This is a genomic window from Pseudomonas sp. P8_229 (assembly GCF_034008635.1).
Lineage (GTDB): Bacteria > Pseudomonadota > Gammaproteobacteria > Pseudomonadales > Pseudomonadaceae > Aquipseudomonas.
This window is the reverse complement of the sequence record NZ_CP125378.1, coordinates 4,702,381-4,728,423: the sequence shown is the minus strand read 5'-3', so window position 1 is coordinate 4,728,423 and position 26,043 is coordinate 4,702,381. Positions and strand designations below refer to the sequence as shown.

The following is a 26,043-nucleotide window of genomic DNA, read 5'->3' as shown; positions in this document are numbered from 1 at the left end:
GGAACGTTGCGAGGGATGTAGCAATACCCGTGCCTAAAAAAAACCGCTTATAAATGAAGAGGTTGAAAAACAGGCGTCAATCATCCGCCTGTTCGTCTCCTTCGCGCCGGCTCATGCCGTACTTGCGCATTTTCTCCACCAGCGTGGTACGACGAATCCGCAGGCGTTCAGCGGCACGCGCCACAATGCCATTGGCATCGTCCAGCGCCTGCTGGATCAGACCCTGCTCCAGACCGCCAAGGTAGTCTTTGAGGTCCAGGCCTTCCGGCGGCAGCATGGCGTTGGCGGTGAAGTCCGGGGTATGACCGTTGATCGCCACACGTTCTTCGAGATCGCTGCGCAGGCTGTCGACCATCTGCTCGTCTTCGTCATCGACGTAGCGGAATTTCTTCGGCAACTCGACGACGCCGATCACCCCGTACGGGTGCATGATCGCCATGCGCTCCACCAGGTTGGCCAGTTCGCGAACATTGCCCGGCCAGCCGTGACGGCACAGCGACATGATCGCTGCCGAGTTGAAACGGATCGAGCCGCGCTTTTCGTGCTCCATGCGCGAGATCAGTTCGTTCATCAGCAGCGGAATGTCTTCCACGCGCTCACGCAGCGGCGCCATCTCGATCGGGAACACGTTCAGGCGATAGTAGAGGTCTTCGCGGAAGGTGCCGATCTCGATCATGCTTTCGAGATTCTTGTGGGTCGCAGCAATGATGCGCACATCGACGCTCTGGGTCTTGTTGCTGCCCACGCGTTCGAAGGTACGTTCCTGCAGGACGCGCAGCAGCTTGACCTGCATCGGCAACGGCATGTCGCCGATTTCGTCGAGGAACAGCGTACCGCCGTTGGCCAGTTCGAAACGCCCGGCACGGCTGGTGATCGCACCAGTGAAGGCACCCTTCTCGTGACCGAACAGCTCGCTTTCCAGCAGCTCTGCCGGGATCGCCCCGCAGTTGACCGGGACGAATGGCGCGTCGCGACGCTTGGAATGGTAATGCAGGTTGCGCGCAACCACTTCCTTGCCGGTACCGGACTCGCCAAGGATCAACACGCTGGCGTCGGTGTCGGCCACTTGCTGCATCATCTGGCGCACGTGCTGGATCGCCCGGCTGGTGCCGACGAGACTGCGAAACAGGTTGGGTTCACGATGACGGCCGCGCTCGCGGGCCTGGTCGTACATCTCGCGATAGACCTGGGCACGGTGCAGGGAGTCGAGCAATTTGCTGTAGCTGGGCGGCATTTCGAGAGTCGAAAGCACTCGGCGACGCTGGTCTTCAGGCAAGTCAACGGAAGAATTATCGCCCATCAACAAAACCGGAAGGAACTCATCCCAGGTTGAGAGTGTCTTTAGCAAGCCCAAAAGCGCACCAGGAGCATTGACCGTCCCGATCAGTACGCAAATGACCTCACGACTAGACGACAAAGAGCCGACTGCCTGCTGCCAGTCATGGCTGCCGCAGGGTAAATTTTCTTCGCCAAGAAAATTTAAAATCACCGCCAGGTCGCGGCGGCGGACGCTATCGTCATCGATCAGCAGAATTTTGGTTTCACGCCACATGCAATAGCAACTTCCCTAGTCAACTCAATGCCCGAAAAATGGGGCAAGCGAGACGCTTGCAGGACACCTTGTGCCTGTAGACGTCTGAAATCTGAAAACAGCCACTAGTTAAGTCAAAAAACCGTGCACAGTCAAATTTATGGCGCACATGTCTGGATTAACTGGGGGTTAATTAACCAAACAGATGGTAAACCTTTGCCGCCTTTTGCGCTTGGGTGATCTGCGACATCTCGTTGGCTATCGCCTGCCGCTCACCCATCGCGGCCTCAAGAAGCTCCTTGTACACGTGGAGCAACTCCTCAAGGTGACTGCGCAAGGCCTCCTCATCCAGCGAGGCCTCGGCCATGACGTCTTCCATGCAGGAACGGCAAGCCAGATCCAACTCGCCAATGGCCTCCCAGTTACGCTCGGCCAGCGCGCTGACCAACGCTTCACGGGTATCTGCGATTCGCTGCAATACAAGACTCATGGTGCTCTCCTTTAAAACTGCGGAGCAGGCTCGGGAGCGATGGCATCCCAGCCTTCTTTTACCGTGCTCAGCAAGCCGGCGACCTCATCAAGAATGCGCGGATCACTGTTGATGTTGGCCTCGGCGAGACGCTTCATCATGTAGATGTACAGTCCATCCAGATCGGCCAGTTCATCAGCACACTTTTCCAGATCCAGACCTTCGCGCAGCCCGCTGACAATGCCTATGGCCTTGCTGATCGAAGTGCATTTGCCAGGAACATCCTTGCGCTCGATGGCACCCTTGGCCTGAGCGATGCGGGCCAGCCCGCCTTCCATCAGCATTTGCACCAGACGGTGCGGGCTCGCCTCGGAGGTCTGGGCGTGCGCGCCGACTTTCTGATATTGCCGAAGGGCTAACATTGGGTTCATGTTCTACCTCATTGCCACAATGACTCGTATAACCAGTGTATCGCCAACGAATCACAGAACTTTAGATCAAAAGACAAAAACCCGGCGCACGCCGATAAAGCGTAGCCGGGTTTTTGTCGTTCCTGCAGGTTACTTCGCGGATTGCTGAGCGTTCAGCGAGCTGAAGAACGATGTGATGTTACTGGCCGTCGCCTTCATCTGACCCACCAGCAAGTCCATGGCGTTGTACTTGGCAGTCAACGTCTTGGTCAGGTTGGCAACACGCAGATCCAGCGCCAATTGCTGGGAAGTCAGGTTACGCGTGTTGTTGTTCAGAATGGTCATGCGCTGATCAAGCAAACCTGTGGTGGTTTTACCATCAGGAGAAGCTTTCAGATACGGGTCCACCGCCTTGCTCATGCGCGCCAGCAGACCATTGGTGTCGTTGGTCCCGGTGAACATCTGCTGAACCTGGCCGGCCTTCCCGGGCTGACTCATGGTTTTGGTGAACGCAGCAGTATCAAACGTCAGGTTACCGGTGTTGCGATCGGTCATTACACCGATCTCCGACAGATAGGACAAAGCACCATCTGCCCCAGCACCAGGAGCAGTCAACTGGCCACGGATGTCGGCGATCAGCGAGCGCGGCAGAGAGTCACCGGTGAAAGCGGCCTGTACCGTCAGCTTGCCATCGGCATCCGGTGTCGCCTTGGACAGGGTGTCGACGGTGGTCTTCAGGGTGTTGTAGGCATCGACAAACGCCTGGACCGAAGCCTGCAGCCCCTTGGTGTTGGTATCGACACTGACAACGGTCGGCGTCGCAACGCCACCAACCACAGGGCTGACACTGGTCAGATTCAGGGTCAAGCCACTGATTGCCCCACTGACCGTGTTGCTCTTGCTGGACACCTGGAGACCGTCGACGGTCACCTTGGCATCTTGTGCAAGACCGTTGACGTTGCCCGAGGCACCCGCCGCCGGATTGCTGCCCATCGGCTGAGTGCCATCGATCTCCAGGCCGGCAATACCGCTGACGGTAAGGTCAGAACCTGCACCGGTCTTGCTCGAACTGATCACCAGACGCGAAGCACCGCTGCTGTCGGTCACGATGTTGGCAGAAATGCCATTGGAGCCCTGAGCCGTGTTTATCGCGTCACGCGTGCTCTGCAAAGTCGCATTGGCCGGGATCGTGACATTGTAATCAGTGCCATTCTGACTGATTTTCAGGGTACCACTCGGAATGGCACTGGCAGCACCGCCGGCGAAAGAAGCGCTGGCAACTTTCGAGCCAGTGGCCAACTGGTTGACAACAATGTTGTAAGTCCCCGAAACCGCGGTGTTATCGGAGGTGGCGCCCAGAATCGCTGTGTTGCTCGAGGTCGCCGTGAAGCCGGCAAACGCCGGGTTGGTCTTGCTGCCCAGGTTGGTCATCGCCGTCTGGTACGCGGTCAGCGCACTCTTCAACGTGCCGATACCGGAAATCTTCAGGGTATTGGTTTTGGTCGCGGAATCGATCTGCGTCTGCTTCGGCGACTTGTCGGCGTTGACCAGCGCGGTCACGATCGCGCCGATGTCCAGGCCGGAACCCAGTCCGGAACCCGGTAGAATTGGACTTGCCATGTGCATCTCCCTTCAGATTGTTGCCAGACTTTTGACCCTTCCAGGCGTCATTAAAGAAATGACAAACACTATTCATGCCAGCTATCAGACTTTGGCGTCGAACAACACATGGCTTGCGTTGGCGAGGCTGTCTGCCAGCTTGAGGGCTTCTGCGGAGGGGATCTGTCGAACAACCTCCCCCGTCTCGCTTGCGATCACCTTGACGATGACCTTTCCGGAATGCTCATCGATCGAAAACTCCAGATTGCGCTTGATCGATTGAACGAACTTCTCGATCTCCTGCACCGCCAGTTTCAACTTGGCGTCATCCGTTATCTGACTTTTCTTGTCAGCGACCGGAGCATCAGTCTGCGCAACTTTGTGCGTCTCTGACGGCTTGTCAGCAACAGGTGTTGCTGGCTTGGGAGCCGGATAAGACACGTTAAGCTTTACGCTCATGTCCATGCTCATCACCCTCTAACGTAAAAAGGCGAGAGAGCGCGACCAGCGCACTCCCCCGCCCAAACTCAATCCGAAATTACTGAAGCAGCTTCAGTACAGCGGAAGGCAGTTGGTTGGCTTGAGCCAGAACCGAAGTCGAAGCCTGTTGCAGGGTTTGCTGCTTGGTCAGGTTAGCAGTCTCTGCGGCGAAGTCGGTATCTTGTACGCGACCTTGTGCAGCAGTGGTGTTTTCAGTGATGTTTTGCAGGTTGGAGATGGTGCTGGTCAGACGGTTTTGCGAAGCACCCAGGCTGGCGCGCTGTGCACCGATCGCAGCGATTGCAGCGTCGATTGCGGTGATAGCGTTGTCAGCGTTAGCTGCAGCAGAACCAGCGGCAGTACCCGAAGTACCGGTCAGGGCCAGAGTACCGCTACCAACCGACAGGCTGGCGGCGTCGAACTTGGAGCTCAGTACCAGGTCGATGTGGTTAGCCGAACCGGTGTTTGCGCCCACTTGCAGGGTCACAGTACCAGCCGAACCGTCCAGCAGGTTTTTGCCGTTCAGGTTGGTCGAAGCCGAGATACGGGTGATCTCGTCGGACATCTGAGCGAATTCGGAGTTGGTAGCGGTCTGGTCAGCAGTGCCGTTGGTGCCGTTACGTGCTTTAACAGCCAGTTCACGCATACGCTGCAGGATGTCGGTAGTAGCTTGCAGAGCGCCTTCAGCGGTCTGGGCAACGGAGATACCGTCGTTGGCGTTCTGGATGGCTTGGGTGTTACCACGGATCTGCGAAGACATACGGTTCGAGATCTGCAGGCCAGCAGCGTCGTCTTTGGCGCTGTTGATTTTCAGGCCGGAAGACAGGCGCTGCATCGAAGTCGACAGGGCGCTGGAAGCGTTGTTCAGGTTCTTTTGAACGTTCAGCGACGTAGTGTTGGTGTTTACTGTTAAAGCCATGACGAATTCCTCGTTGGTTGGGTACTGCGGCTTCCGGCCCTGGCAACCGCCTGGAATGGCCTAGAGAACCTTCGTAATAGTTATCGTCGGATCGGCAGGTTGCTTGAGGGCTTTTTGAAAAAAATTTGCCATCACCCTGCCACCCCCGAGAAAACAAGGGCTTAGCGCCCTCCCACCTGCGAAAAAATGACGTCATAAAACCGACCCGCGCGTAAAGCCGCGGGCCAGTGCGCTCGCTCACTGTGCCGATCGTGCTTTTTGCAACACTTCGATCAGCTCGTACTCCATCCAGTCAGCCAGCCCCAACCAGTCCTGACGCTCCTGACAATCGAGCATGTGCGTGAGCACAAAGGACCAGTCCTGCTGAATCGGCGCAGACGCAGCTATCAGCAACTGCTGCGCGCCCTCGAACACATCGACCATATCCAGCGCCGCCTCGACATCACGCCCCAGACGAAACAGCCCGGCGCACTGACGGCATTCGTCGACGCAATGCTCAATCGTCGTCATTGCACAAACTCCTGATTGAACTGCGTCCCGGCAATCAATGCACCCGCCCGACTGCTGTTGAAGAATTGCACCTGCGGATGGGCGGCTATATAACGCTCCAGCACGCACAGGTAGCCGCGAAAATTCAGCTGCGTGCTGACTCGCTGGCCATGACCGTCCTGCACCCAATGCCGCGCCTGATCAACCCCAGGCCCCAGATCACCGTCATTCCAGCCTGCGTGGGTCTTGTTCATCGGGAACGCGAAGTCGGCGCCGAACAGGGTAATGCGCGATGCCCCCATCTTCACCGCCAGGTCCACCGCCGGATGAATCACGCTGCCGCCAACATGCAGTTGCCCGCGCGGGTATTGCTCGCGCAACGCGGCGTAAACCGGGCTGGCCGAGTAACCGCCGTAACGCTTGCCCTTCCAGGCGGTCAGCACCGCAGGATCACTCATGGGCAAATACACCAGCGGGATGTCGTCAGACGCTTCGAACGGCAAATGCCGAAAGCTGATGCGCTGATCGATGGTGATTACCAGATCCGGCACGACACCATGCTCGCGCAGTGGCCGGTAAGCGGTATCGACACACAGGAACAAGGGCCGCTCGGCCTGCGCGCGTATGTCCGCGAGGCGCTCGAAATGCCCCTCCAGCGTCGGCCCGGTGCCGATCACATAGATTTCTCGGCCACGGGTGCTGCCGAACAGTTGCGCCACATCATCATCGGCCAGCAACACCGGCAAGCAGTCCTGCAAACGCTGCTGAATGAACGGCAACTGCGGATCGAACTCACGATTGTTGAAATTCAGGTGCACTTCACTGACCAGCCGATCGCGGATCTTCGCATTGAAGTCATCGGCCAGCAGCATCTCGGCCGGCAAGGCAAAAAACGGCGTGCAAATGTCCGACAGATCACCGGCATAGAACAACTGCACTCGCGAGTCTTCCAGCCATTGGCGCTGATCGAGCAACTGCAGCACCAGAGCAAAGAGCGCGCCGTTAAGCACATGCACATACAGCCGCTCAAGCCCGGCACGCTCCAGCAGCACCGCTGGTAAATCGCCCAGCCCGGTGCCATAGACATGCAACTGCGCTTGTTCCGGCAAGCTGGCGGCCTGGATTCGGGCTTCGCGGACCCGGTCATGGCGGCTGGTCAACTGGACGCCATTGACGCTCAGCGTCGACCCCAGTCCCTGCACCAGCTCGGCCTGCACGACCGAGCTGTCTTCAGCCATCAGCCGCGTGAGCAACGCCGGCCAGCGTTGCTGGATGACGTGGGCGTTGTTCTGGAAAAAATCGCTCATGCCGCCTAGCGCTCCATTCAGGCAAAAAAATAGCGTTCAAGGGTAACCTTGAACGCTATTTTTGTATCCGCCGTTTTTGACCGACTCAAGGACGATAGATGATCGCCGAGCCCCACGACAGACCGACACCAAAACCGCTCAGGGCAATGCGCTGCCAGTCGGAATCGAGGACGTGTTTTTCCAGCAGCAACGGAATGCTCGAAGACACCGTGTTGCCGGTCTCGACCATGTCCTTGATGAACTTCTCGGGCTCGCCTTCGAAACGACGTGCCACGGCATCGACGATCGCCGCACTGCCCTGGTGAATGCAGAAGGCGTCGATGTCGTCAGCCTTGAGGCCGGAGTCGTCGAGCAACTCGTGCAGGTGCGCCGGAACTTTGAGCAGCGCGAAGTTGAACACCTGACGTCCGTTCATGAAGAACACGCCATCGGTGACTTTCAGGTGCGGCGCGCCGGAACCGTCGGTGCCGAACTTGGCCTTGCCCAGCGCCCAGGAAGGATCTTCGCCCATCCAGGTGGCGGTGGCGGCGTCGCCGAAGAGCATGGTGGTGTTGCGGTCTTCCGGGTCGACGATTTTCGAATACGGGTCAGCGGTGATCAGCAGGCCATTCTTCAGGCCGGCGGCTTCCATGAAACCCTTGATCGCGTAGATGCCGTAGACGTAGCCGGAGCAGCCCAGGGAAATATCGAACGCCGCGACATTAGTCGGCAGACCGAGCTTGTCCTGGACGATCGCAGCGGTGTGCGGCAGACCTTCTTCGTCACCGTTCTGGGTGACGACGATCAGCGCGTCGATCGATTCACGTTTCAGTTCAGGGTTGCTGGCAAACAGCGCATTGGCCGCTTCCACGCACAGATCGGAGGTTTCCTGTTCAGCGTCTTTGCGCGGCAGGAAGGCCGAACCGATTTTACCGAGGATGAATTCTTCATCCTTCTCGAATTTTGCACCTTGTGCGTAATTGTCCACGCCGGCTACAGGAACGTAGCTCGCAATGCTTTTTATGCCAATCATTACGGCTTCCCAATAAAAAACAGCCCAAAACCACCGCTCGCAAGGATTCGAGGGGCGCCGACAAACAGAAAACGGCCGCCACGACGGGCAGCCACGGGGAGCACAAAGGACTATCACTGGAACCGATACACGGCCAGGCGCCATCTCCCCGGTCAATACAATACAGTGAAGATGCGCGTTATGACTCGCAGGTCACGCTATTTTGCCGAATCGGGTGCAGATCGGGTTATTCGACCAACGACCAGTCCAGCGGCGTGCCGCGTTTGATCGCCTGACGGGCGCGGCGACCGAGGACGGTGTCAGTGTGCTTGGGCGGCAAACCGAGACCGGGACGAATGGCGCGCAGATTGGCGACGGTGAAAGGCTCACCGGCGGCCATGTCGGCGGTGACGTACAGCGAGCGGCGATAGACCAGCGACTTGCGCTCGGCCTCCGTTACGCCGTAATGCACCTGCCCCATGGCCTGCCAGGCGCGCTCGGTTTCGACCACCAGACTGGCCAGCTCCGCAGGCTCCAGCGAGAAACTGGCATCCACGCCACCCGCCGAACGGTCGAGGGTGAAGTGCTTTTCCACCACCGTCGCCCCGAGGGCCACAGCGGCCACAGACACGCCAACCCCCATGGAGTGATCGGACAGTCCGACCTCGCAACCGAACAACTCACGCAGGTGCGGGATCGTGCGCACGTTGCTGTTGAGCGGCGTTGCCGGATAAGTGCTGGTGCATTTGAGCAGCACCAGATCCTTGCACCCCGACTCGCGCGCGGCGCGTACGCTTTCGTCGAGTTCGGCGATGCTGGCCATGCCGGTGGAGATGATCAGCGGTTTGCCGGTCGCGGCTACGCGACGGATCAACGGCAGATCGGTGTTTTCGAAACTGGCGATCTTGTACGCCGGGACGTCGAGGCTCTCGAGAAAATCCACCGCCGTGTCATCGAACGGCGTCGAGAACGCGAGCATGCCCAGCGCTTTGGCCCGGGCGAAAATCGGCGCATGCCATTCCCACGGCGTGTGGGCCTTCTCGTACAAGTCGTGCAGCGAAGTGCCGGCCCACAGGCTGTTCGGGTCCTTGATGAAAAACTCGCCCTCGGCCAGATCCAGGGTCATGGTCTGGGCGGTGTAGGTCTGCAATTTCAACGCATGGGCGCCCGCCTTGGCGGCGGCTTCGACGATCTGCAGGGCCACCTCCAGCGACTGGTTATGGTTGCCGCTCATTTCGGCAATGATGAACGGCGGCGCATCGGCGCCAATCAGACGTTCGCCAATCTTGAAACTACTCATCGCGGTGATCCTTCAAAACCTGGGTGAACGCGCAGGCACTCTGGGTGAATCCGGCGTCACGAAATACATTCAAAGAGGGACGATTGCCCGGCAGAACCTGAGCGGTGATGGCGGTCATCTGCGGCCAGTGCTCGCGGACGAACGCCTCGCCTCGCGCCAGCAGCGCCCTGCCCCAACCCAGACCGAAACGCCCGTGCAGCAGATACAGCGACACTTCAGCCTCGAATCCACGCAAGTCATAACGCAAGACGCCGACCGCGCCGTCATCGGCCTCGGCAATCAACAGCAGACGCTGCGGGTTGCGCAGGCTCGCATTCAGCCAGTTCAGATGCTGCGGCCACTCGATTGCAGCCGTGTCCAGTGACCAGCGCCGTACAGCCTCGGCATTGCGCCCGTCGAACAGCGATTGCGCGTCATCGAGGGTCGCCAGGCGCAGCTTGAGCACTGCACCGGCCAGTGCCGCCGCCACGCGCAACGCACCGCGCCCATCGACCAGTTGCCGTGAACGCTCGGCCAGACTCTGGCGCAGATAGAAATTGTCGACGACAAAACCGATGGCGTCGCGCAGTTGTTCGACGCTGACCTGCTCGCGGGCACCCATGAACACGTGCGCCCCCGCCGCCGCCATCACTTCGCCGTTGGCCTGCTGATTGTTCGATACCGCGATGCAGAGGGTCGGCAGGCCCAGGGCTGCGCGCTCCCAACTGGTGCCGCCACCCGCGCCGATGAACAGATCGGCGCCGGCCATGCATTGCTGGAAATCGCTGACGAAACTGTGCAGGCGCCAGTTCGGCCGCGTCTCGGCCATGGCTTGCATTTGCGCCCACGCCGGGTTGTCTGCACCGGCGACGAAATCCACCTCCAGATCAGTGAAATCCTGCAGTGCGAGCATCGCATGATGGGTCTGCATCGCCGCGTCGAAACCACCGAAATTCACCAGCACGCGGCGGGCCTTCGGTTTGATCTCGATGGCCGGGCACACGAACTCTTCGCGCAACATGGCGTAGCGCGGCCCGAGCAAGGTGCGACAGTCGGCAGGCAACAGCGGCACGTAGTTTGCGCTGAGACCGGACAGATTCTGATTGAGCAGCAAATCAACGCTGTAATGCCGGGTGGCGAGATCGTCCACCGCCGCGATCCGAGGCGCCCAACGCCGGGCAGCAGTCTGCCAGTGATGGTCGAGGCCGTAATGGTCGGCGATGATCCAGTCGAATGCGGCATGCCCCTCCAGCAACGATGCCAGAGCGTCGATATCGGCCTGCCACGGCAGCATCGATTCGATGGCCTGCTGCGGGTCTTCAGTGGGGTAACGTTCGGGCAAGGCGAAGGTCTCGAAACCGTCGGCACGCAACGCATCGAGCCGATGCCCTGGCAACCGCCGGCAGGCAAACGCGACATGACTGCCCTGCTCGCGCAGCACCCGCGCCAGCGTCAGGCAGCGGGCAATGTGGCCGCTGCCGATGGTCGGCGAGGCGTCAGCGCGGATCAACACTCTCATTACAGTTCTCCGCCAGCCTTCAGTGCGGCGTAAAGGTATTCGGCGCGCTTCCAGTCTTCAAGCGTATCAATGTCCTGTACCAGATGCCGTGGCAGAATCACCGGCAGGCTCGCGGGCGAATACAGCACCTCACCGCGCAGCCACGCCTCGCTACGACCCCAGTAAAACTGGCCAGCGTCCTGAAAGGCTTCGGGCAGATCCTGCGAACGAGTGTTGCGAAATTCGGGGTACAGCGCCGTGAGCGCGCCCTGCCCGTCCAGCGTCAACGCCCGCTGCACCGGGAAACCAAAGTTGCACACGGAGAACGCAAAGGCTTTGTCCGGGTGCCGCGCCAGCAACTCGAACCCCAGGCGCAGGTAACGGGCCTGCAACAACGGCGCCGTGGCGTACACGCAGCAGGCGTAATCGAAGGCCGGGAGCTGCTGCAAGGCATGCTCAATCACCGCTGCGGTGCCGGTGAAATCATCCGCCAGTTCAGCCGGGCGCAGGAACGGCACTTGCGCACCGTGGGCCAGCGCCAGCTCGGCAATTTCGGCATCATCGGTACTGACCACGACCTGTTCGAACAGGCCACTGTCGAGCGCCGTACGGATCGAGCGAACAATCATCGGCACGCCGTCGAACGGCAACAGATTCTTGCGCGGGATGCGCTTGCTGCCGCCACGGGCCGGGATGATTGCGACGCTGTTCAACGACGCTTTTCCAGCAGGAACCAGGTGATGTCGTCCACCGGAAATTGCGGATCACGGTGATAACCAAAGCCGTAATCGAGCAAGTGCAGATCGGCGTAACGATCGAGCATTTCCCCGGCGAAATCGCGCTTGAACAGCTTGCCGCTGTTGCCGCGATAGGACACTTCCACCGGCGCCGGATTGTAGTATTCGGCGATCAGGATGTAGCGCTGGCTCAACTCATACAACTGCGCATAGGCGGTCGGCAGCAGCTCCGGCGCCAGATGGATCAGCACGCCTTTACTCAGGGTCAGGTCGTAACTGCGCTCGCGCGGAAAGTCGAACAGCGAACCGTGCCAGATCTGCGCGATGCCCAGTGCCCGCGCCTGAGCACAGGCGCTTTCATTGATCTCGACGCCGAACAATTCACTTTGCGGCAGCAGTTGACGCAGCGCCTGCAGGTTGTTGCCGGCATTGGTGCCCAGCTCAACCACACTGCCGATGCGCCCGGCGCGGCTCAGGGCCTTGGCGAACAACGCCAGGTTGGCCGCGACCAGCGGCTGACCGACATTGCGATCCACGTACTGGTTGCCGAACTCGCCCTGCCAGAATTTTTCCTGCTCACTCAGATCACGCATTGCACAGTCTCATTCGCCGCCGCAGCGGGATTTATTCGGTCAGCCGGCGCAATTGCTCGACCACATGATCCTGCTGCTCGTCACTGAGCAACGGAAACAGCGGCAGGCTGATCGCCTCGGCGTAATAACGCTCGGCTTCGGGGAAGTCGCCTTCGGCAAAACCCAGGTCGCGATAGTACGGCTGCAAATGCACCGGAATATAGTGCAGGTTCACGCCGATGCCGGCGGCACGCAAGCCTTCGAACACCTGCCGGTGGGTCAGGCCGATGCGCTCGGTCTGCAGGCGCACCACGTACAGGTGCCACGCCGATTCTGCCTCCGGCTGCGCGCTGGGCAAAGTCAGCGGCAGGTACGCCAGCAAGCGGTCATAGCGCGCCGCCAGCTCACGGCGGCGGGCGATGAATTCATCCAGCTTGCCGAGTTGCGACAGACCCAGTGCGGCTTGCAGATCGGTGATCCGGTAATTGAAGCCCAGCTCGATCTGTTGGTAATACCACGGGCCGTGGCTGGGTTCGCTCATTTGCTGCGGATCGCGGGTCATGCCATGGCTGCGCAGGCGTTGCAGACGCTCGGCCAGTTGCGGGCGATTGGTCAGGACCATGCCGCCTTCGGCGCAGGTGATGATTTTCACCGGGTGGAAACTGAACACGGTCATCGCCGCAAATTCCCCGCAACCCACCGGGCGTCCGGCGTAGCTGGCGCCCACCGCGTGCGAGGCATCTTCGATCACGGTGAAGTTGTAGCGCTCGGCCAGTTCAGCAATCTTGCGCAGGTCGCAGCTCTGCCCGGAGAACGCCACCGCCACCAGCACTTTCGGCAAAGTACCGTCCTGCTCGGCCTGATCGAGTTTCGCGGCGAGAGCGAAAGCATCGAGGTTCCAGGTCAGCGGGTCGATGTCGACGAAATCGACGTCGGCGCCGCAATAGCGCCCGCAGTTGGCCGAGGCCAGAAAGGTGTTCGGCGTGGTCCACAAGCGATCGCCCGGGCCAAGGCCGGCAGCGAGGCAGGCGATGTGCAGCGCCGCCGTGGCGTTGCACACTGCTACCGCGAAGTCTGCCTGGCAGCGTTCGGCCATTGCCTGCTCGAAGCGCTCGATGCTCGGCCCCTGGGTCAGCCAGTCCGATTCCAGGACTTCGACTACGGCATCGATGTCCGCCTGATCGACGCTCTGCCGACCGTAGGGGATCATACCGAGAGCTTCGCGTGCAGGTGGGCGATCTGCCCGACCGAGAGGAAGTGCGGGTTGGTGTCGGAGCGGTACTCGAAGTCCTCCCCCACCGGCCGGCCGCATTCACCAAGCTTGTCGACGGCAAAATCGACATCGACGCTGGTGAAGCGGATCGACGGCTGAATGGTGTAGTGGTCTTCGAACTCCAGGGTCATCCGCGCATCATCCAGCGGCACCATCAGTTCATGCAGTTTTTCACCGGGACGAATACCGACGTTCTTGTGCGGCAGTTGCTCGGCCATGCCGCGCGCCAGATCGACGATACGGATCGACGGGATCTTCGGCACGAACACTTCGCCGCCATGCATCCGCGCGAAGCTGTCGAGGACAAACTGCACGCCGTGATCGAGGGTGATCCAGAAGCGCGTCATGCGCTCGTCGGTGATCGGCAACTCCTGCGCACCGTCGGCAATCAGCTTGCTGAAGAACGGCACCACCGAGCCGCGCGAGCCCGCCACGTTGCCGTAGCGCACCACGGCAAATCGGGTCTGCTGCTCGCCGGCAATGTTGTTGGCAGCGACGAACAGCTTGTCCGAGAGCAACTTGGTTGCGCCGTACAGGTTGATCGGGCTGGCCGCTTTGTCGGTGGACAGCGCCACAACCTTTTTCACGCCGTTGTCGATGGCGGCGGCGATGATGTTCTCCGCGCCATTGACGTTGGTGCGGATGCATTCAGTCGGGTTGTATTCCGCCGCCGGCACCTGTTTGAGCGCCGCCGCATGCACCACGTAGTCGATGCCACGCATGGCCTGACGCAGACGGTCGGCGTCGCGCACGTCGCCGAGGAAATACCGCATGCACGGCGCGTTGAACGTCTGCTGCATTTCGTACTGTTTGAGTTCATCGCGGGAGAACACCACCACGCGCTTGGGCTGGTATTGCTCAAGCAGACGGGCGATGAATTTACGCCCGAACGAGCCGGTGCCGCCGGAGATGAAAATCGATTTACCATTGAACATAGTTTGAATCCCGTTCTTTGTGCACCCGGCTCAGGCGAGCAACTGCGCCCAGTTCAGCGACGCGCTGTCATTCAGGCCATAGCCTTTGCCGGTCAGGCTCAGGTTGGCGTTGTACGCCTGATCCTGAGCAAACGCGGCGGCCCACTTTTCCTGCAAAGCAGCCAGTGACTGCGGCGCCTGGGCAATCTCGCCCTGATGCAGGACCTGCACCGTCGGCGTCCACACCGTCAGGTAGCCGGCCTGAGCAGCGCTCAGGCACAGATCGACATCGTTGAAGCCGTCGCTGAAAGTGCTGTCGTCCAGACCGCCCAGCGCATCGAACAGTTCTTTGCGCACCATCAGGCACACGTTCGATACCGCCGAGCAGTTCTGGTCCACCGACAACCGATGCAGGTAGCCGTCGGCGTCGTGTTTTTCACCGATGAACGCCGAGCCCACCCCGCCATTCATACCGAGGATCAAGCCGGCCTGACTGACTTTGCCGTCGCGGTCGACCAGTTTCGGCCCCACCACGCCGACTTCCGGACGCAAGGCATGATTGAGCAACGAATCCAGCCAGTTCGGGTTGACCACTTCCGCGTCGGCCGCGAGCAGTACCAGATACTCGCCCTGTGCCTGTCGGCTGGCGGCGTTGAGCAACGCCGCTGTGCTCAGCGATTGATCGGCGCGCAGCACCTGGACTTTCGGATGCTGGTGAGTACCGAGCCAGTCATTGACCTCGGCCGATTGCGTGACCGTGGTGGCGATCAGAATTTCGTAATGGTGATAACGAGTGCGCAGTTGCACCCCTTCCAGACAGCGTTGCAGGGCTGGCAGGTCGTTGCCGGCCGGAACCACGATCGACACCAGCGGACGATCGCTGTGGTGGTAATCGATCTGGTAAATGCCAGGCACCGCCGAGGTGACCTTGGCCTTGTAGCCGCGATTGCCCAGATGGCGCAGCAGCGCCAGGCGCTCATGAGCGTTTTCCTCCAGCGACGCGGCTTCGGTGATCAGCAGCGGCTCGTCGAGGTGGGCCAGGCTGTTCAGACCGTGCTCTTCGATGATGCGCAGCAGCACGTCAAATTCCAGGGCCTTGTTGAAGTCGGCGCGGTAGCCGCCAATATCGATCAGCGTGTCACGCCGCACCAGCCAGTGGCGCGCCATCAGGCCCGGCAGGCTCAGCAACAGGTCGAGGTTGAAGCCGGGACGGAACACATCCAGCAGCGCGCCCTTCTCCCCGCGCTGGATCTCGTCGGTGGAAACAGCGCGGCAATCGCCGGCAGCCATCAACTCCAGGCTGGCGCGCAACAAGCCACTGGCAGTGAACTCATCCCCCGCCTCGGCCAGCAGCAGCCAGTCGCAAGGCGACTGACTGGCGCTCTGATTGAGCTTGTCGACCAGGTTGGCCGGCGTCACCCGGACAAAGTGCAAAGTGTTCTGCGCGGTGGTGGCCGCCGGTGCTTCGCCGGTGGTGAACACGACAATCCTGAAGGCCTTGCATTGCCCTTCGAGCAGGCTGTCGAGGCTGACCTGCAACTTGTCGATATCGTTGTCCAGATCCAGCAGGAAGATGCCGAACTGCGGGCCACCGCCGTTGACCGCCAGGTGCTCGGCAATCGACGTCGCCTGACCGGCATCGGGCCGGCGCGAATCCAGCCACTTGAGCAGTCGGCCGGACTGCATCTGGTCAAATACCCGATGGTGGTCCTCCACCGTCAACGCATCAAGCCGGGCATTCCAGTCACGCATTTTCTGCGCCTCTTCGTCCTCGCCGGCCAGTTCCAGCTGCTGCGTCAGACACTTGACCACCGTGCGGTTGAACGCATTGAGGTCGTGCGCCTGCCACAAACGATCGAGGACGCTTTCCGGAGTGTCGTTGTTGCGCGCTTGCAGCAAGTGCGCCTGGCGGGTCCATACACCTTCCAGGCCCTGCAACTGAATGCGTCCGGCCGGCATGGCGTGCAGCATGAATTCGAATTGCGCGAGACGATCGAAAAATGGCTGGTTGTAAAATGGCATCTCGACGTATTGCAGAGGTCCGAACCGACGATCAGGTGCCTTGAGCGACTGATTCCAGGTGGACTGGAAAATCAGTTCCGCCGTCAGTGCCCGACCGCTTTGCAGGCTGTCGACCATTGCCTCGAAACTCTGCAAGGCAAACGCCTTGCCCTGTTGCGCATCGAGATCCTTGATACCGGTGGGCAGCGAGGCGAGGAACTCGGCAAACGCTTCACGCTCGGCGACCGATTTGGCATCAACGTAGGTCAGCGAGTGATACACCTCGGTACTGTGCTCGGAGTTGCCATAGTTGATCTCGCGTACCACGTAAGGCATTGGCAGGATCCGCGCCTTGGCGCTGGCCAACAAGAAGTACACGTGGCCGATTTCCTGCCACTGGAAATTGGTCCCCGCCGGCAATGCCGAGTGCCAGGTTTTCATCAGTTCGGTACGGGTCACCGCATAGAACGGCGGGATGTACTGCCCCATATAATCGATAACCCGATCCTGAGCCCGTTCGGACGCATAGTCCTCCTGGACTTTCTTGTCGCGGCGGTAATAGTTCACACCGCCGGAAAGCGTCAGGTACATCAGGCAATAGCCGTGGCACATGCCGTAGTCCTGGTTCGCTTGCAGGAAACCGACGGACTCGGCCAGCGAATCGTGCAGGATGAAGTCATCGTCGGCCGCCAGCACCATGTACGGCGTGGTCAGGCGCTCCACGCCATACGCCAGCTTGGCCTGCATGCCCCAATAGGCGAACTGCGGCACGTGGTGATAATCGACGGCAGAGAAATCCCCTTCCGGCCGCTCGGGTGTGGAGTCCAGCACCATGATCCGGCAGGGCAAGCTGCTGTAATACTTCACCGCCCGACGCAGGAACGCCGGCCGATTGTGAGTAATCAGCACCACGGTCAACAGCTCGTTGAGCGGTAGCGCCAGTTCAGAACTGTACTTGCCTTGCATAACTTCTCTCCACAACCGGCGACTCGCCGAAATAACGCTTTGGTGATGTTGCGAATTAACGAACGCGGCGCAGATAGCCGTCCGGCGCCACGGTGATCAGCAGCTTGTTCTGCAACTGCTGGTCGATCTCGAAGTCCTGGTTCTCTTCCAGGTACTTCCACACCGCGGTTTTTGGGTTATCACCCGGGCCCCATGGGCGATCAGGGAAGAAATCGGCCGGCATGTCCTCAACCACGGTGTCCATCACCACGCAGTAGCTGTCGACCGAGACCAGCGGCGCGTAAAGGCGCAGCTCTTCGAGTACGTGATCGTGGGTGTGGTTGGAGTCGAGGACCAGAATGACTTTCTTGCCTTTGGCGACTGCTTGCACTTGTGCGGCGATGGCCGGGTCGATGCTCGAGCCTTCGATCATCTTGATGCGCTTGGCCATCGGGTGGCTTTCGATCGCTTCACGGTTGTGCGGGCGGATGTCAAGGTCGATGCCCAGCACTTCGCCGTGACCTTGCAGTTCAAGCAACGAGGCGTAGTAGATGATCGAGCCGCCGTGGGCGATGCCGCACTCGATGACCAGATCCGGCTTGACCTGCCAGATGATCTCCTGCATCGCCATCATGTCTTGTGGCAACTGGATAATCGGGCGGCCCATCCACGAGAAGTGGTAGCTGTACTTGTGTTTGGCCGATTCGTTGAAGAAATCGCGGGCCAGGCCAGTCAGTTTCTGGTCGTCACCCTGCTGAGCGATCTGCTCGCGGCATTCAGCTTCGAAGGCTTGGTTGATGCTGTTGTCGGTCATGTTCAAAGTCTCAATGGTCACTGGAACGAAGCGCTATCGACGGCGTGATAGACGTAGCGTCCACCGGTCATCCGCTTGATTTCTTCGAGGTAATTGGAGTTCATCACAAACAGATTGGCACCTTCGGGCAAGGCGTCCATAGCCTCCTGCGGCGAGGACACTCGCGCGCCGCTCAGGGGCAGATAACGCCCCTGCTTGGCCGGGTTGATATCCACCACGCGATCCACCGCGACACCCGCGCGCTGCAGGAACAGCGAATAGATCACGCCTTTGGACGACGCGCCCCAGATCGCCGAACCCTGCTCGGGTGCGGACTGGATGATCTGCACCGCGCGCTCAAGGCTCGCGGTGAAATCGTCTGGCAACGTCAGGCGTGGCACCGGTTGCTGCGGAGTCAGGCGCAACGTCGACAGGTCGGCGACGATGTACAGGTACTGGCCGCCAAACAGGTTGCCGGCCTCGTGCACGGTGCCGAACATTCGGCGCAGGTCATCGAGGCGGAAATAATTGACGTGCTCGTAGAACAGATCGAACCAGGCCTTGTGCTCGAGGATCCAGTCGAAGCACGGCACTTCGATGTAGATCTGCCCGCCCTGATTGGCTTCGGCGATTACCGCCAGAAAGCTCACCGGGTCTTCGATGTGCTCCAGCACATGACGCAGGACGATGGCGTCCGCCGCCAGGCCGAGACCACGGGTGAACGGCGCCTTGATCACGTCGGCGTTGTCGCCTTCGTAGGCCGGGTCGATCCCGGTGATCGAATAACCGAGGCCCTTGAGCAACTCAAGAAAGTAGCCTTTGCCGCAGCCGACTTCGATCAGCTCCTGGCCCTTGAAGTGTTTGGCGATGATGCCTTCGACGTCGCTCAGGTGCTTCTGGAACTGGCCGGAGTGCGCCTGCTCGTTCTGATAGTCGGCGTCGTAGCTGAGCTTGTCGGCATCGAACGCGGCGTTGAAGATCAAGCCGCTGCGCTCATCCTGCACCAGCAGCATGTCGGCGCTGGCCGAAGCTTTTGCCGACTCGGGGTCGGCAAAGGTGCGGTTCTGCAACACCGGCAGGTCGGTGACCCGATACAACTCGTGCCTCATTGCGGCTCTCCCAGTAGCTGTTGCAAACGCTCGGTCACGGCCCAGAACGCCATCGGTTCATGGGTCGGATAAGGGTAATGGCCGAGGTTCAGATTCAGTGCCGCACCGCGCTCGCGCAGACGTTGTTCAACCAGTGCGCGCACCGATACCGGTTGGCCGCTGGCGCAATTGATCACGCCGTTGAAATCGCGCTGATGCATGATCGTGGCGAGGTAAGCGGCGGCGCTGGCGATCGGCAAAAAGTCCCGCAGCTGCTCGCCGCCAGACATGTTGAACGACGCCTCCCCGGCATCGATCGTCCGGTCCAGCGCCGCCAGCAGACTGTTGGGGTTCTGCCCTTCACCATGCAGGTAGAACAGACGCGCCCACTGCAAGGTGAACGGTTTTTCCTGCTGCAGATTTTGCAAGAACAGATGCAGCGTGTGTTTGGCCAGACCGTAAGGATTGCTCGGCTGCGGCTCGACGGTTTCGCTGAGCGGGCCGCTTTGCATGCCGTACTCGAAGCAGGTGCCGGTCACCAATACCTGCGGCACACCCGCTTCGACCGCGCCTTTGATAAAGCGGTAGTCGGCCATCAGGTTGTGCTCGAAATGGAACAGCGCCCGATAGTTCGGCAGGCCCGGCCAGGCCAGGTGCGCGAGGACGTCGATGCCGTCGGTGAGCGCCGCAATGTCCAGATCCGCCGCGTGAATATCCGCCGCGACGAATTCGACGTGGTCGATCCACGGCATAGTCGAGGCAGTATCTGTATTGCGCGCCACTGCGCGAACGGCGCAGCCACGCGCGAGCAACGCCGCGACCAGATGCCGACCGACGAAGCCCGTAGCCCCGGTTACCAGGACTTTCACAGGACTTTCAACTCAGGCACGGCGATCACGAAGCGCCCGTCCCACTGGCGCACCTGCGCCAGTTGCTGACTGACTTCGTGCAGCAGGTTCCACGGCAGCACCAGCACGTAATCCGGTTTTTCGATGTCGATCTGCGTCGGCGCGACAATCGGGATACGACTGCCCGGCAGGTACTTGCCCTGCTTGTGCGGGTTGGCATCGGCCACCCACGCCAGCAGGTCGGGTTTGACCCCGGCGTAGTTGAGCAAGGTGTTGCCCTTGGCCGCCGCGCCGTAACCGACCACACGCTTGCCGTCGGCCTTGGCCTGCAACAGGAAGCGCAGCAACTCATGCTTGATACGTTCGGCAGCCGGCGCGAGGGTCGCGTAGTACTCAGGGGTTTTCACCCCGGCATCCAGTTCGGCCTGCAGCTGTTGCTGCACCGCCGGCTGCACCGCACGACGCTCACCGTCCCGGCGTTGCACGAACACCCGCAGCGAACCGCCGTGAGTGCTCAACTGACTGACGTCGAACACTTCCAGGCCATTGCGCTCGCACAGGGTCTGCACGGCGGTCAGCGACAGGTAGGAATAGTGTTCGTGATACAGGGTGTCGAACTGCGCACCGGCCATCAGCGTCAGCAGTTGCGGGAATTCGAAAGTAGCAACGCCGGTCGGCTTGAGCAGCGTGGCGAAACCATTGAGGAAATCATTGATGTCCGGCACATGCGCGAGCACGTTGTTGGCGGCCATCAGGTCGGCGCCCCAGCCTTCGCCTTTCAACTGTGCTGCGCTGTCGCGACCGAAGAACAGTTCGCGGATTTCCAGGCCCTTGTCCCGCGCCGCTTGCGCGGTGCTGCGGGTTGGTTCGACGCCCAGGCACGGGATGCCGCGAGCGGCGACGTACTGCAGCAGATAACCGTCGTTGGCGGCGATTTCGACCACACGGCTGCCGGCGTTCAGGTCAAAGCGCTCGACCATCTCGGCCACATAACGCTCGGCATGGGACAGCCAGGTGCTGGAGAACGAACTGAAGTAGGCGTATTCGGCGTCGAACAGGCTGTCGGCGCGGGTGTAGTCCTCGGTCTGCACGAGCCAGCATTGCTGGCACACGGCAACCTTCAGCGGCACCCATTGCTCGGTCTGATCCAGGCGATCGGCGTGCACGTAGGCGTTGGACGGCGGCGAGGTGCCGAGGTCGATCAGCGGCAGGCTCAGCGGTGCGGCGCACCCACGACAGTTCATAGACGCACTCCAGCAAAGTGTTGATCGAGCGCGGGATGGCTGGAATCACGCGCTGACAAATTATTGACAGGCATCGGCCAGGCAATCGCCAGCCGTGGATCGTTCACCGACAGCCCGCCCTCATGCTCCGGCGCGTAATCGGCGCTGTGCAGGTAAAGCAGTTCGGCGTCGTCGGTCAGGGTCTGGAAGCCGTGAGCGAAGCCGGCCGGAATCAACAGGCTGCGACCGTCACCGGCCTTCAGATGCTCGGCGTGCCAGTGCAGAAAAGTCTCGGAATCAGGACGCAGATCCACCGCCACATCCCACACTTCACCGCGCAGGCAGGTGATCAGCTTGGCTTCCGGGGCGTTGGCGTTCTGGTAATGCAAACCGCGCACACTGCCCTTCTCGCGGGTGCAGGAATGGTTGATCTGGCGGATGTGAAATTCACGGCCGAACGCGCTCAGGCTGCCCTCGCAGAACAGCCGGGCGAAGTGCCCGCGCTGATCTTCGAAACGCTTGTGCTGGATGCTGAACAGTCCGGCCAGCGATAACTGTTTCAAGGAGAACTCGCTCACAGCGCGCCTCGGTACAGGTTCAGTTGGCCGAGAGTGACGTTGCGCATGTCATCGCCGTTCTGCCAGGCCAGATGCCAGTCGAGGGTCTGGGTCAGGCATTGCTGCAAGGTCCAGCGTGGCTGCCAGCCGAGTACTTGACGGGCGCGGCTGCTGTCCAGACGCAACAGACCGGCCTCGTGCAGTTCGCTTTTTTCGATGCGCAAACCGCGTGCCTGTGGCCAGCGACTGGCGAGCAACTCGACCACGTCGCCGACACTGCACATGTCTGCCTCGCCCGGGCCGAAGTTCCACGCCCCGGCGTATTCCGGGCCTTGTTCGTAGAGACCTGCAGCCAGTTGCAGGTAACCGGCCAGCGGTTCCAGCGCGTGCTGCCACGGGCGCACGGCTTGCGGGTAGCGCAGGGTCACCGGCTCGTCTGCGGTCCAGGCTTTGAGCACGTCGGGAATCAGGCGCTCAGGGGCAAAGTCACCGCCGCCCAGGACGTTGCCGGCGCGCGCGGTGGCCAGCGCCAGGCCGTGCTCGGCGTACTTGTCGGCCGGGAAGAACGAGGCCGCATACGACTGCGCCAACAGTTCGCAGCAAGCCTTGCTGCTGCTGTAAGGATCGTGCCCGCCAAGCGCTTCGTCCTCGCGGTATGGCCACAGCCATTCCTTGTTGGCGTAGACCTTGTCGGTGGTCACCAGCACGCAGGCGCGCACGCAGCCGACCTGACGAATCGCTTCGAGCAGGTTCAGCGTGCCCATGACGTTGCTGGAGTAAGTGCCCAGCGGGTCGCGATAGCCTTCACGCACCAGCGGCTGCGCGGCCAGGTGCAGGACGATCTCCGGCTCGGTGTCGGCGATGATCTCCAGGAGCGCGCCGAGATCGCGCAGATCACCGCGTTGATCGTTGATGCCTTCGTGAACCCGCGCCAGCTCATACAGGCTCGGCTCGGTCGACGGATCAAGGGAAAAGCCGCTGACTTGCGCACCGAGGCTTTGCAGCCACAGCGTCAGCCAACTGCCCTTGAAACCGGTGTGACCGGTGACCAGTACACGCTTGCCGCGCCAGAAATCCGCACTCAGGCCCATTGCTTCCATGGGGCCTCCCCACTCTGCCACAGCGCTTCGAGGTGGTTCTTGTCGCGCAGGGTGTCCATTGGATGCCAGAAGCCTTCATGTTCGAAGGCGTTCAGCTGTTCGTCCTCGGCCAGGCGCGCCAAGGGCTCGGCTTCCCAGGTGGTTTCGTCACCGGCGATATACGACAAGACCTTGGGTGACAACACGAAGAAACCGCCGTTGATCCAGCCACCGTCGCCGCGCGGTTTTTCGGTGAAACCGAGGACCTGATCGCCCTGACGCTCCAGCGCGCCGTAACGTCCCGGCGGCTGTACGGCCGTGACGGTCGCCAGGCGGCCGTGGGCTTTGTGGTAGTCCACCAGTTGCGCAATGTTGATGTCGGAAACGCCGTCGCCGTAGGTGAAGCAGAACGCCTCTTCATCCTTGAGGTAACGCCCGGCGCGCAGCAGACGGCCACCGGTCATGGTCTCCTCTCCGGTGTCGATCAGAGTGACGCTCCACGGCTCGCTGTAGTTCTGGTGCACGTCCATACGGTTGTTGCGCATGTCGAACGTGACGTCGGAGGTGTGCAGGAAGTAGTTGGCGAAGAAGTCCTTGATCGCGTAGCCCTTGTAGCCCAGGCAAATCACGAAGTCGTGGATTCCGTGAGCGGAATACTGCTTCATGATGTGCCAGAGAATTGGCTTGCCGCCGATCTCGATCATGGGCTTGGGCTTGAGGTGCGACTCTTCACTGATGCGTGTGCCGAGGCCACCCGCCAAAATAACTGCCTTCATCGTCTCCCCTCTCGTTCGTCACCGGGCTGCGCATGGCTTTCTTGAGCGATGCGGGCCGTCTGGCTAACCCTTTTGCCGCCTGCGGCGCCGCTGCGATGACCGCGAGCGCTCGTTTTATGGCGATTTAAGGGGGACTTGCAGGAAACGCGCCAGCTCCGCGAGCACTGCATCAGCTGCGCCGCGAGGCATGAAAAAAGGGATGAATCCAGCAGCGGATTCATCCCTTTCATTGCGTTGCATCAACAGTTTGAGCGATTAGCCAAACATGGCGAACCCATCGACAGTCGCAGGCAGGTCGTAGACCTGGCCATCGGCAGTCTGCAGGTGCTCGATGTTGTTGAACCCGGCATACCATCCCGCCAGTTTCACGCCGCTGTCAGGGACGCCGGTGCTGCCGTCGTTGGCGCTGTGCAGGTAGGCGTCGTCGCCGATGCGGGTGACGTTCATCTGACTGATATTGGCAAGGGTGTTCAGGATCAGGGTGTCGTTGAGATCCCAGCCCTCGTCCTGAATCGACACCAGGCCGCTGGCGTTCACGATATAGGTGTCATCCCCCATCCCCCCCAGTGCGACGCCGCCAGTGCCCGACTGCCCGGAGACGTTGAGATTCAGCACATCGTTGCCGCTGCCGCCGGACAACAGATAGTGATTACCGGTGCCGGTCAGCACGTCATTACCATCGTCTCCAAAGGCGCTGCCGCTGTTGACCCTGAGGGTGTCATTGCCTTGTCCACCGTAGGCCTCGGTGCCGAAGTCATGCGCAGCACTGACGATGACGTCATCGCCGTCGCCGCCGAACAATTTGTCAGCCTGTGCGGTATCGCCTTCGAGACCGGATTTCAGTCCGCCATAGAGGTGATCGTTGCCATCATTGCCATTGATGACATCGTCGCCGTTACCACCCTCCAGACTCGTGTCGTCCCGGCTGGCATCCAGCACATCGTTGAAACGGCTGCCACGCAAACCTTCGATGTCGTAATACATGTCACCTTCGGCCGTGCCGTTCTGGCCGATCTTCCACAACCCCGCTACCACGCCAGTATCGCTGTCGTCATAGCTGACAATGTCCGTCCCCTCGCCGCCGACGAAAACATCACGTCCGGCGCCACCGAAGAACAGATCATTGCCACTGCCGCCGAAGATGTGGTTGTCGGACTCGTTGCCATAACCGGTGAAATCAGCGGTACCGGTGTAAGTCATCTTCTCGATGAACGGATCCATCTTCATCACCGACAGGCTGGTGTACAGCTCGTCGTACCCCGGGCTCCCCCACTCCTCGACGATTGTCACACCCACGCTGTTGACCGTGTAGACATCGCTGCCCCAGCCACCTTCGAAGGTCACGCCAGTGCTATTGGCGGTGAAGTGATCGTCCAGGTTCGTCCCGACAACCTTCTCCACATTGATCAAGGTATCGCCCTCGGCGTAACCGCCGGAACCGAAGCCCTTGCCATCACGAAACTCGATGCTGACCGCATCGTTCGAACGGCTGTAATCGACGGCGTCAAAACCCTCGGCACCGTCCACCACCATCGCGCTTTCGCCAGCGAAGATCACGTCGTTGAAGTTCGAACCCTGCACGGCCTCGATGCTCGAGTAGGTATCGCCGAATGCAATACCGGTGGCGCCCCACGTGCTTGAGAGCTCGATGCTTACGCCTTCAAGGCTGTCGGTATAGCTGACAGTGTCGAAGCCCTCACCCCCCATGAACTGATCGCCGCCGTCGCCGCCCCACAGCACGTCATTGCCTGCACCGGCGACAATCACGTTCGCCTCCGCATTGCCGTAGCCCTTGAAGTCGCCGGTGCCGGTGAAGATCATTTTGTCCAGGAACGGATCCATCCTCTGGGTGTTGACGCTGGTGCGCAGCTCGTCGTAACCGCCGCGCTCCTCTTCGACGATGGTCACACCTTCGCTACCGACGATGTACACGTCATCGCCGTTATCACCTTCCAGCGTGATACCGCTGACCGAACTGACCAAGGTGTCATTGTCAAAGCTGCCGATGACTTTTTCGATGCCGACCAGGGTATCGACGGAGCCGTCCGCCTTGGTGACATTGGCCAACCCCTCACGGAAATCGACACTGACGCCCTTGGACATCATCTGATAACTCACCGAATCGAATCCTTCTCCGCCATTCAGCAAATCGGACCCCGTGGTCCCCCAGATCCGATCATCCGACTCCAGTCCGTAGAGTTCGTCATTGCCCTCGGTGCCCACCAGGTTATCCGCTTCACTCGTTCCATTCACTACTGCCATCTG

General features: G+C 60.5%; 24 protein-coding genes. All 24 read right to left on the bottom strand.

Annotated elements, in window-relative coordinates; genetic code table 11:
• Positions 1-76: 76 nt before the first annotated feature.
• Positions 77-1,552 (bottom strand): sigma-54 dependent transcriptional regulator, encoded by a 1,476-nt coding sequence (locus tag QMK55_RS21375; RefSeq protein WP_003222863.1) that lies wholly within the window; start codon positions 1,550-1,552, stop codon positions 77-79.
• 172 nt (positions 1,553-1,724) lie between these two features.
• Positions 1,725-2,021 carry a flagellar protein FliT gene (gene fliT / locus QMK55_RS21370; RefSeq protein WP_102355258.1) on the bottom strand — a complete coding sequence of 99 codons (297 nt, stop codon included), beginning with the start codon at positions 2,019-2,021 and terminating at the stop codon, positions 1,725-1,727.
• Positions 2,022-2,032: 11 nt separating this feature from the next.
• Positions 2,033-2,431, bottom strand: coding sequence for a flagellar export chaperone FliS (fliS, locus tag QMK55_RS21365; RefSeq protein WP_320329921.1), 399 nt, complete (start codon positions 2,429-2,431; stop codon positions 2,033-2,035).
• A gap of 129 nt (positions 2,432-2,560) precedes the next feature.
• Positions 2,561-4,030, bottom strand: coding sequence for a flagellar filament capping protein FliD (gene fliD / locus QMK55_RS21360; protein WP_102355260.1), 1,470 nt, complete (start codon positions 4,028-4,030; stop codon positions 2,561-2,563).
• A gap of 84 nt (positions 4,031-4,114) precedes the next feature.
• Positions 4,115-4,474 (bottom strand): flagellar protein FlaG, encoded by a 360-nt coding sequence (locus tag QMK55_RS21355; RefSeq protein ID WP_102355261.1) that lies wholly within the window; start codon positions 4,472-4,474, stop codon positions 4,115-4,117.
• Positions 4,475-4,547: 73 nt separating this feature from the next.
• A complete protein-coding gene (locus QMK55_RS21350; protein WP_102355262.1) occupies positions 4,548-5,408 on the bottom strand; it encodes a flagellin domain-containing protein in 861 nt (286 codons plus the stop codon).
• 237 nt (positions 5,409-5,645) lie between these two features.
• On the bottom strand, positions 5,646-5,918 hold the full coding sequence (locus tag QMK55_RS21345) for a hypothetical protein (protein ID WP_102355263.1): 273 nt from the start codon (positions 5,916-5,918) through the stop codon (positions 5,646-5,648).
• Positions 5,915-7,204 carry a motility associated factor glycosyltransferase family protein gene (locus tag QMK55_RS21340; protein ID WP_320329920.1) on the bottom strand — a complete coding sequence of 430 codons (1,290 nt, stop codon included), beginning with the start codon at positions 7,202-7,204 and terminating at the stop codon, positions 5,915-5,917. The genes QMK55_RS21345 and QMK55_RS21340 overlap by 4 nt, the downstream gene beginning before the upstream one ends.
• Before the next feature lie 85 nt (positions 7,205-7,289).
• Entirely contained in the window at positions 7,290-8,216 is a 927-nt protein-coding gene (locus QMK55_RS21335) for a ketoacyl-ACP synthase III (protein WP_096796272.1), read from the bottom strand.
• Positions 8,217-8,442: 226 nt separating this feature from the next.
• Positions 8,443-9,495, bottom strand: coding sequence for a pseudaminic acid synthase (gene pseI / locus QMK55_RS21330; RefSeq protein WP_320329919.1), 1,053 nt, complete (start codon positions 9,493-9,495; stop codon positions 8,443-8,445).
• Positions 9,488-10,993 carry a UDP-2,4-diacetamido-2,4,6-trideoxy-beta-L-altropyranose hydrolase gene (pseG, locus tag QMK55_RS21325; protein WP_320329918.1) on the bottom strand — a complete coding sequence of 502 codons (1,506 nt, stop codon included), beginning with the start codon at positions 10,991-10,993 and terminating at the stop codon, positions 9,488-9,490. The genes pseI and pseG overlap by 8 nt, the downstream gene beginning before the upstream one ends.
• Complete coding sequence (pseF, locus tag QMK55_RS21320) at positions 10,993-11,685, bottom strand: pseudaminic acid cytidylyltransferase (RefSeq protein WP_102355267.1); 693 nt, start codon at positions 11,683-11,685, stop codon at positions 10,993-10,995. The genes pseG and pseF overlap by 1 nt, the downstream gene beginning before the upstream one ends.
• The gene (locus QMK55_RS21315; protein WP_320329917.1) at positions 11,682-12,302 is read right to left on the bottom strand and encodes a pseudaminic acid biosynthesis-associated methylase; all 621 of its coding nucleotides are present in this window, start codon (positions 12,300-12,302) and stop codon (positions 11,682-11,684) included. The genes pseF and QMK55_RS21315 overlap by 4 nt, the downstream gene beginning before the upstream one ends.
• A gap of 31 nt (positions 12,303-12,333) precedes the next feature.
• On the bottom strand, positions 12,334-13,491 hold the full coding sequence (gene pseC / locus QMK55_RS21310; RefSeq protein ID WP_320329916.1) for a UDP-4-amino-4,6-dideoxy-N-acetyl-beta-L-altrosamine transaminase: 1,158 nt from the start codon (positions 13,489-13,491) through the stop codon (positions 12,334-12,336).
• A complete protein-coding gene (gene pseB, locus QMK55_RS21305) occupies positions 13,488-14,489 on the bottom strand; it encodes a UDP-N-acetylglucosamine 4,6-dehydratase (inverting) (protein WP_320329915.1) in 1,002 nt (333 codons plus the stop codon). The genes pseC and pseB overlap by 4 nt, the downstream gene beginning before the upstream one ends.
• Before the next feature lie 30 nt (positions 14,490-14,519).
• On the bottom strand, positions 14,520-17,435 hold the full coding sequence (locus QMK55_RS21300) for a glycosyltransferase family 2 protein (RefSeq protein ID WP_102355271.1): 2,916 nt from the start codon (positions 17,433-17,435) through the stop codon (positions 14,520-14,522).
• 55 nt (positions 17,436-17,490) lie between these two features.
• Positions 17,491-18,228: a cephalosporin hydroxylase family protein gene (locus tag QMK55_RS21295; RefSeq protein ID WP_102355272.1), complete on the bottom strand. Its 738-nt coding sequence runs from the start codon at positions 18,226-18,228 to the stop codon at positions 17,491-17,493.
• 17 nt (positions 18,229-18,245) lie between these two features.
• Positions 18,246-19,316: a class I SAM-dependent methyltransferase gene (locus tag QMK55_RS21290; protein WP_102355273.1), complete on the bottom strand. Its 1,071-nt coding sequence runs from the start codon at positions 19,314-19,316 to the stop codon at positions 18,246-18,248.
• A complete protein-coding gene (locus QMK55_RS21285) occupies positions 19,313-20,164 on the bottom strand; it encodes an NAD-dependent epimerase/dehydratase family protein (protein ID WP_102355274.1) in 852 nt (283 codons plus the stop codon). The genes QMK55_RS21290 and QMK55_RS21285 overlap by 4 nt, the downstream gene beginning before the upstream one ends.
• Positions 20,161-21,387: a class I SAM-dependent methyltransferase gene (locus QMK55_RS21280; RefSeq protein WP_320329914.1), complete on the bottom strand. Its 1,227-nt coding sequence runs from the start codon at positions 21,385-21,387 to the stop codon at positions 20,161-20,163. The genes QMK55_RS21285 and QMK55_RS21280 overlap by 4 nt, the downstream gene beginning before the upstream one ends.
• Positions 21,384-21,944: a dTDP-4-dehydrorhamnose 3,5-epimerase gene (gene rfbC, locus QMK55_RS21275; RefSeq protein ID WP_320329913.1), complete on the bottom strand. Its 561-nt coding sequence runs from the start codon at positions 21,942-21,944 to the stop codon at positions 21,384-21,386. The genes QMK55_RS21280 and rfbC overlap by 4 nt, the downstream gene beginning before the upstream one ends.
• The gene (gene rfbG / locus QMK55_RS21270) at positions 21,941-23,023 is read right to left on the bottom strand and encodes a CDP-glucose 4,6-dehydratase (protein WP_320329912.1); all 1,083 of its coding nucleotides are present in this window, start codon (positions 23,021-23,023) and stop codon (positions 21,941-21,943) included. The genes rfbC and rfbG overlap by 4 nt, the downstream gene beginning before the upstream one ends.
• A complete protein-coding gene (rfbF, locus tag QMK55_RS21265) occupies positions 23,005-23,778 on the bottom strand; it encodes a glucose-1-phosphate cytidylyltransferase (protein WP_095139348.1) in 774 nt (257 codons plus the stop codon). The genes rfbG and rfbF overlap by 19 nt, the downstream gene beginning before the upstream one ends.
• Before the next feature lie 255 nt (positions 23,779-24,033).
• Positions 24,034-26,040 (bottom strand): calcium-binding protein, encoded by a 2,007-nt coding sequence (locus tag QMK55_RS21260; RefSeq protein ID WP_320329911.1) that lies wholly within the window; start codon positions 26,038-26,040, stop codon positions 24,034-24,036.
• Positions 26,041-26,043 lie beyond the last annotated feature (3 nt).